The sequence below is a fragment of the Methanobrevibacter thaueri genome (genome assembly GCF_015062915.1).
Taxonomy (GTDB): domain Archaea; phylum Methanobacteriota; class Methanobacteria; order Methanobacteriales; family Methanobacteriaceae; genus Methanocatella; species Methanocatella thaueri_B.
Window position 1 is genome coordinate 1 of record NZ_SUTJ01000026.1, and the last position, 7,031, is coordinate 7,031.

Annotated in this window: 9 protein-coding genes; 7 read left to right on the top strand and 2 right to left on the bottom strand. The window is 33.4% G+C overall.

Annotated features, from left to right (window positions below):
• From E7Z78_RS09660 to E7Z78_RS09685, 6 genes are all read left to right on the top strand, one after another.
• On the top strand, window positions 1–295 hold a 295-nt coding region (locus tag E7Z78_RS09660), incomplete at its 5' end, for a hypothetical protein (protein ID WP_303724972.1).
• A 31-nt stretch (window positions 296–326) separates the two neighbouring features.
• Window positions 327–536 carry a hypothetical protein gene (locus E7Z78_RS09665; protein WP_303724973.1) on the top strand — a complete coding sequence of 70 codons (210 nt, stop codon included), beginning with the start codon at window positions 327–329 and terminating at the stop codon, window positions 534–536.
• Window positions 537–584: 48 nt separating this feature from the next.
• The gene (locus tag E7Z78_RS09670; protein WP_303724974.1) at window positions 585–1,073 is read left to right on the top strand and encodes a hypothetical protein; all 489 of its coding nucleotides are present in this window, start codon (window positions 585–587) and stop codon (window positions 1,071–1,073) included.
• A 545-nt stretch (window positions 1,074–1,618) separates the two neighbouring features.
• Window positions 1,619–1,891 carry a hypothetical protein gene (locus E7Z78_RS09675; protein WP_303724975.1) on the top strand — a complete coding sequence of 91 codons (273 nt, stop codon included), beginning with the start codon at window positions 1,619–1,621 and terminating at the stop codon, window positions 1,889–1,891.
• 151 nt (window positions 1,892–2,042) lie between these two features.
• Window positions 2,043–2,420, top strand: coding sequence for a hypothetical protein (locus tag E7Z78_RS09680; protein ID WP_303724976.1), 378 nt, complete (start codon window positions 2,043–2,045; stop codon window positions 2,418–2,420).
• A gap of 303 nt (window positions 2,421–2,723) precedes the next feature.
• Window positions 2,724–3,182: a hypothetical protein gene (locus E7Z78_RS09685; RefSeq protein ID WP_303724977.1), complete on the top strand. Its 459-nt coding sequence runs from the start codon at window positions 2,724–2,726 to the stop codon at window positions 3,180–3,182.
• Between the two features lie 76 nt (window positions 3,183–3,258).
• Here the strand turns inward: E7Z78_RS09685 and E7Z78_RS09690 are convergent, their stop codons facing one another.
• Together E7Z78_RS09690 and E7Z78_RS09695 are read right to left on the bottom strand one after the other, a co-directional pair.
• A complete protein-coding gene (locus E7Z78_RS09690) occupies window positions 3,259–3,825 on the bottom strand; it encodes a hypothetical protein (RefSeq protein ID WP_303724978.1) in 567 nt (188 codons plus the stop codon).
• 275 nt (window positions 3,826–4,100) lie between these two features.
• Window positions 4,101–5,126, bottom strand: coding sequence for a hypothetical protein (locus E7Z78_RS09695; RefSeq protein WP_303724979.1), 1,026 nt, complete (start codon window positions 5,124–5,126; stop codon window positions 4,101–4,103).
• Window positions 5,127–5,475: 349 nt separating this feature from the next.
• On the opposite strand from E7Z78_RS09695, the gene E7Z78_RS09700 reads away from it, so the two are divergent.
• A complete protein-coding gene (locus E7Z78_RS09700) occupies window positions 5,476–7,008 on the top strand; it encodes an Ig-like domain repeat protein (RefSeq protein ID WP_303724980.1) in 1,533 nt (510 codons plus the stop codon).
• Window positions 7,009–7,031 lie beyond the last annotated feature (23 nt).

A 7,031-nucleotide genomic window follows, 5' to 3' on the forward strand; every position in this document is an offset into this window, starting at 1 on the left:
AGAAATTAAAATTATTAGAACCAAGAAAAGGTTACTTAACAGAAAGGAGGATGGCAATTCCATCCTCGACCTAAAGAGGTCGAGGTATCCTTGCCAAATTAAAGATGAAAGATATGGGCTTGACTGTAATTTGAAAAATCTTTTGGATTTAAAAAGGGATATGGCAAATCCCTCATATGCAAAATTGAAAGTCAAGTACGACCATGTGCACAATCAGATGAGGAATCTTGAAAAAAAGAACAGGAAACTGAAAACTAAAAACAGAAAATTGAGAAAAAGGCTTAATGGAAAATAATGGTCTAAATAAAAATTAGTGAGGGGGACATATGGATTTGGATATAATTTTAGGTTTAGGAGGTATTGCAGCCTACTTGATAATCATCATAGGAATATTTGCCGCATTCATTCTTGTCGCAGGTCATATTGCAACCCGTCTTGGCTTTACAGGCATCATGTGGTGGGCGGTATCTTTCGTATCCTTTTCGGTTCTGATGGGATTGGCAGGAGGAATATCCACAACTGTCAAAAAGAATTAAAAGTCTCACAAATAATAGTTAAAGCGAAAATTGTATGTTTAAATAATTTTGAAGATTAAAGAATGTGATAAAATGACTTACAGATTAGATGAAATATCAATTAGAGTAAAAGACGATAAACAAGGTTTTGAAACAATCAATGAAATCTATGAAGATATATTCAACGGAAAAATTCCATTAATTAAAAATAATAAACGAAAATCCTATAATAACTTAATCCCTCTAGGGAATTACGAAAATTATCGAGATGATGAATATACTTTCACTGTTTTTGCAGATGATTTGGATACTCTATTTCAAATTCACAAATGGATTAATTATGGAGATATAATGGAATTTGAAGGTTCAGGGTCAACTATTGATCAAGCAAGAAAAGATGCTAGGCATCAACTTGCGATATATTGGGGTATCGAAAGAACATTTACTAATGATTTTGAAACAATTGTTCCAAAATATGATTCCAAAGACGGTAAAGTGTATTGTTATTTGTATGTGGGTATCAAAAACAGATACCGGGATTATGATTCAGATTATTAATATGATCTGATTAAATCTTATCCTAAATGTCATAATATGAGAATTAAATTAAAACCGTGGAAAAATATTAGATTCAATAAGAGTTAATCTGGTGAAATAATGCCGTTCATTCATAAAAATCCATGCTCTAATCCTGTAGAATGTCCGAAAGCAGATATTAAAATGCGTAAGTTTTGGAATAGGGATATGAGAAATTGGGAAGCTAAATATATGTTTTCATCCTGTTTGAAGATGCATTATGCTTTTGATTGTAAATTATTTTGGTTGTGATTCAAATGATTTTTAAATGCAGATGCATGGGTAATGGAAACAAACATTGCGGAGGCGTTATGATTATGAGCGGAGAATTCCATTATCATGTGAGTCTGATTCATTGCATTTATCCATATGGGTTGCATCGTGAAATTTACAAAATTATTAATATTCAAAAAGGGCATTTGGATGATGATAATTTAAAACTAATTAAATATAGAGTTTCTACAAAAGTTTTGAGATTGTATAAATGAGATTATTAAGGAAAAAAGGAAATTGGAGGATGGTTTAACATGAGTGAAAATAAACGCTTCATGATTGAAAATAATGGAATCTGGGATAACGGCAAACAATTGACATGGGGAGAATTGCGTGATGTATTGAATGAATTGCATGAAGAAAATATGATATTAAAGCAAGCAGATACTTTGAATAAATATGAAGCAGATGTTAAAAGATTAAAAAAAGATAATAAATGCTTAAAATTTAAATTGGATAGTACAAAATCACTCCTAAAAAGGATGAAAGATTATATTTATGATATTGAATTGATAATAAATGGTTAAAAAGGATATTTATGTTGTTTGTGAACGTTTCATATTATCGGGTAAATCATACCTTCCCTACTTAAAATAATTTAAACTATTGAAATAGCATAGTAATCAGATTAAAGTAATTATTAAAATTTAAAAATGTATAAAATAATGAGGAGTAACAATGTCACAGCATATAAATTTGGAAATGGGCTATGGGACATATTTAAAATTATGTGATGCTGTAGAGAATGCTGCAGAGCATGCAGATAGTTTTGATGAAATCCAGAGTTTAGTTCATCTTATGGATTATTTAGAAGAGGAATATATGAGAGACATAGGAAAACAGAATTTGGATTATAAAACTTGGAAAATGCATGAGGAACTATTTAGAAACAAAGAGATTTATCATCATCAATATTTTTATAAGGTAGAAAATATTTTTGAGGATAATATCGAAAGAGGATTATTGGAGTGGAATATATCAGAACAGGATAAATTTCATCTGATTTGTGAGCTAATTGATGTTTTTAAGAAAAATGATTCTGACAATGTTGATTAAATGTGATGGTATTGGTAGTATTGTTTTGAATAATCACATGTTCATGATTAGGCAAAATATATTCTAAAATGATTAAAATTCATATTTTAAAATTTGGAGATTACAACAACAATTGAAATAATAGGGATTGAATAAGATTTTTGTAGAGTTTTAATTATTTGAGAATCGAAATTTAATAAAAAAAGTACGAAAATACTTAAATGAAAAATTACATTCAAAAGATTCATTTTAAACGAAAGTTTTCAATTTGTCCGACTTAAATAGCATAAATTAAAAAAATATTATAAAAAGGAGGATGAATTTATGAAAAAAATTTTTTTAGGCATGTTCTGTCTGTTAATGTTGATTGCTTGTGTAAGCGCAAGCGATTTGGTGTCTGAAGATTTTGAAAATTTCACAATTGACATTCCATCCGATGCTTCATTTGTTGAGGCAATTCCTGCAGGAACTTCCTGGACAGGTGATGCGAACGGCAATCTAGTGCCTGTTGATTCCAATCCATACTGGCATGATGAAGGCAATGGCCTCTCAATTGAATATGGGGATAAGGACTACAAGAAAATGATTGAAGATTGCTACGAGGGTGCGGCTTCCTCATCAGATGACGGCGATATCCACACATATGACATTTCCGATTGTGAATATAACAATGATTACAAGTATGCGGTTTGTGTTGCCGATGGAGACCAATCAACAGTAATCATTTGCGGAAATGACTTGGACACATTGAATGAAATGGCAAAATCAGTAAAGTTCAAATAGACAACCTGAGGGGGAATAATTTATGATTTAATTATTAGCCCCATATTTTTTTTTGTTTTTAATAATTCTTTAACAGTTAAAGCAGATGTTCGATATCCTTGAATCTTTCCTTTAACTTCTCTTGTCTTTTTCTTTCAGCTTCCTGATTTCTTATTCTTTCAGCTTCTAATTCATCGTCCTTACGTTTCAGTTCATCCAATTTTGATTTATTCCTTGAAATTTCATCTTCATAGGATTCAAGGATTTTGGATTTCAATTCCTTACATAGATTGGATTTAGCTTCGTCAATCTCCTTGAAGGTAATGTAAAGATTCAACTTGACGGCAGACGGACCGACACCCTTAACTTCAAACTTAAATGGGTTGCCATCGACATTGACTTTAAAATCAGTGAAGGATTTCGCATATTGCCATGCTTCCATTTGAGATTTGGATTTACCATAAGTGATTCCCATAAGCTCCTCCTCAATTGGACCAATTCTGTTCCTAATGTCTTCATGAGGGAAATACTCTGTTAATTCCATGATTGTAGTTCTGATTTCATCAATTTTAAATGAGTAAACGGTACCTTCAACACTGAAAATCACTCGATTTCCTTTGAGTTTATTTGGGTTTTGTGCAATGATGTGTTTGACTTTGTACATACTTAATAATATGTTATTAACGCGTTAAAAATATTGCCAATCAATTTGAGTTTCTTAATGTGCTTTTGCATTGGCTCAAATGCAATCTGGGAGAGAAGGTTAAAATAAGCGGTTAAAAACATAAGATAACAGTATTTCATAAGTATTACTGTTGAAAAGAGTTGTTTATATAATAGATATTACTTTTAAAAATAGTAGTCTTTTGTAGTGAATCAGCCACGACCCACTACAGGCCGTGGCATTCTTACACTATTGAGTTAAACAATAACTGTCAATTAATTCTCATTTCTTCTGGTGTATATCAAGACACTTATCATGACAATGACCAAAAAGACAAGTCCTGTAAATGCAATTGAGGTCTTATTCTTGCTTAAAATGCTTGTAACATTACCATCATCGCTGTTTGCAGAATCATTGCCACTTTGACCATTATCCTCATCAATATCATCAACTTGCTTGTTATCGTCAGCTCCATTGTCAATGGCTGTTCCATTGGTATCAGTTTCATTATCGGCAGTACTGTTGTCTATGGCTGTTCCATTGGTATCAGTTTCATTATCTGTTGTATTGTTGTCAATGACGGTGCCGTTGGTGTCATTGACAGGTTCATCCTCTTGAATCTTTTCATAAATCGCATTCACCTCAACGGTCACGTCCTGGCCCTGGAATTCGGAGTACAACATGCTGAACACATCTCCAGGATTGTATTTTTCACCGGTTTTTGCATGCTCATAATAGAGGAATTTATAACCTTCCTCAACATCAACAGGATCCTTGAATGTGAACTTGTAGTCAGCCTCATCATTGTAGGTCATTTGATGTCCGTTGTGTCCATGCTCGTCGTTGACTATGAATGTCAGTCTGCCAAGAAGCTCCTTGTCATAATTTGCATAGAATGTCACTGTATAATCCTCACCGGTGCAGTATAAAAGTTGTGTGCTGTCCACTACTCCATTGTCTCCGCTCCAGTGTGTGAAAGTGTACTTGTAGCCGTCCATCTTGAAAGTCTTGTGGTTGGCAATCATGTTGTTGAACTTGCCCATACCCATTCCCCAGGATCCTCCCTGAGCGAGTGTATTGCTTAGGCTTCCGTATTCCTCACCGGTAACCGCATTTACGAAGTTCACGGTTATTGTGCTTTTTGGGGTTTCATCACTTGCTACTTCTTGTATTTCAACTATCTCGTTACTATTGTCTTCATCAGTTTTAAGAGTATCACCAGTAGAATTATTGTCTGCTGCCGATACAATACCAACAACTAAAAATAAGAGACATAACATCACTAATAATTTCTTTAACATTAAAAATCACCTTAATGCCATCATTCATTTTCTGATGGGCATGTAGTTTAAAAGCTATTAGGATAGCCATGTTCTAATTAATGGTAATTCAATAGTTAAACATTAAAATAAGCTTAATTATTAAGTTTTAACTAAATTGTTCAATGAAAACTTAATCAAATCCTGTTTTGATAATTCTGCTCAAAATTCACTCATCTAATTGGATTATCTTTTCAAAATGTTCAAAATTAAATGATTTCGTCCAATCTGTGCAAATAATGAAAATTATTTTTTACTAACCATTTAAATAAGATAAAAATGATATGTCCTATTATAAAAGACTTTTAAATCATTGATAAAGGGAGATAATATGCAAAAACGAATTATTATATTGCTGTTGCTGATAATTGGAATCTGTGCAGTGTCAACCGCAAGTGCTGCAGATGATGTCGATGTCTTATCAGTTGACGATGCAAATATTGAGGAAACTTCAGCCGAATTGAATGATATTGAAGAAAACCTCTTGGAATCAAGTGAGGGGGAAAATTTAGCCGTATCACAGGATAGTGCCATTTCAAGCATGGACACATCTGATGAAACATTGTCAGTTGTATATTCAAGCTGGTATAAGATTGATTTACATGATTCCTATGAAATTTCATCCACTGAAAAGGAGACAATTACATACTATATGGAACCTTGTACCTACAGTTCCGAATCTTTTCATTTTTATCTGCGCGTTGTGGATTTAAACGGAAACATAGTTTTTAACAAGGAATTAAAAGGCACTGAAACAACTGCAAGGGAGTATCATCCTTCCTTTGAAAAGAATACTTTTGCTCCGGGAACCTATGTTTTAGGGGCTGTGAATTATGATGACAATGTGGTTATGGACACCGCTGTCTTAAGAGTTAGCGGAACAGCACTAATAACCGCCAGCGATTATAACTCATATTATAATTCAGGTGCCAAGATGACCGTCAAAATGACAGATCAGGCAACTGGAAATCCGATCACTTCCAGTTATGTCACTGTCAAATTCACCAACAAGAAGACCAAAAAAACAGTAACCAAGACTTATCTTGTGAATTCAAACGGTCAGGCTTCATTCGCACCGCCTGTAGGTGCTGGAACCTGGACAGTCGAATATTCATCTCCGGATACAGGTATAAGTGCAAACGCTGTTCAAAAAACAGCCACTGTCAAAAAACCGGCCGTCAAAATCAAGGCGTTTAAAGTCACAGAATATAAGGGTTTCAAAATCAAACTTAAAGCGAAAGTGACTAGCGGAGGCAAAAAGGTCAAAGAAGGAAAAGTAACCTTTAAAATCAACGGGAAAACATACACTGCCTCTGTAAAAAACGGCCTTGCCACCAAAAAAGTCAAATTAAAAAAAGTGAAAACATATAAATACACAGCCAAATTCAAAGGCACCAACTATAAGGCTTCCAAAAAGGTCAAAGCTAAAGCCGTCATGAAAAAACGTGTTAAAACCAAAATAGTTATTAAAGACCAGTCCGTTTATACCGGCCACTCTAAAAAAGTTACCATAAAAATTTTAACTAAAAGCGGCAAAAAGGTTAAAAGCGGTAAGATCAAAATAACATCCCTTGGCAAAACCACCTATGGACCGGTGAAAAATGGAAAAGCACTAGCATATGTCTCCGGTTTTAATGTCATGAAACATTTCAAAGGCTTTACCAAAAATGGCGAAACTTACAAGAAGTTTAAAACAGTCAAGGCTAAAATTAAATACATACCTGAATCACACAAATACAAGGCCAGCAAAAAAACCGTTAAGATAACTTCCAAATTCAAATGCCCATGTGGAAAAACCAGTACACATTACCATTATACACATGGATATTATTACACCTATAGATATAAAATTAATGTAGTATAGAGGATTTCAATTCCTCTAAACTT

What these genes read in the sequence shown, in the direction of transcription:
- E7Z78_RS09665 (WP_303724973.1), top strand. Translation starts at nt 327, where the DNA reads ATGGATTTGGATATAATTTTAGGTTTAGGAGGTATTGCAGCCTACTTG.
- E7Z78_RS09675 (WP_303724975.1), top strand. Translation starts at nt 1,619, where the DNA reads ATGAGTGAAAATAAACGCTTCATGATTGAAAATAATGGAATCTGGGAT.
- E7Z78_RS09680 (WP_303724976.1), top strand. Translation starts at nt 2,043, where the DNA reads ATGTCACAGCATATAAATTTGGAAATGGGCTATGGGACATATTTAAAA.
- E7Z78_RS09685 (WP_303724977.1), top strand. Translation starts at nt 2,724, where the DNA reads ATGAAAAAAATTTTTTTAGGCATGTTCTGTCTGTTAATGTTGATTGCT.
- E7Z78_RS09690 (WP_303724978.1), bottom strand. Translation starts at nt 3,825, where the DNA reads ATGTACAAAGTCAAACACATCATTGCACAAAACCCAAATAAACTCAAA.
- E7Z78_RS09695 (WP_303724979.1), bottom strand. Translation starts at nt 5,126, where the DNA reads ATGTTAAAGAAATTATTAGTGATGTTATGTCTCTTATTTTTAGTTGTT.
- E7Z78_RS09700 (WP_303724980.1), top strand. Translation starts at nt 5,476, where the DNA reads ATGCAAAAACGAATTATTATATTGCTGTTGCTGATAATTGGAATCTGT.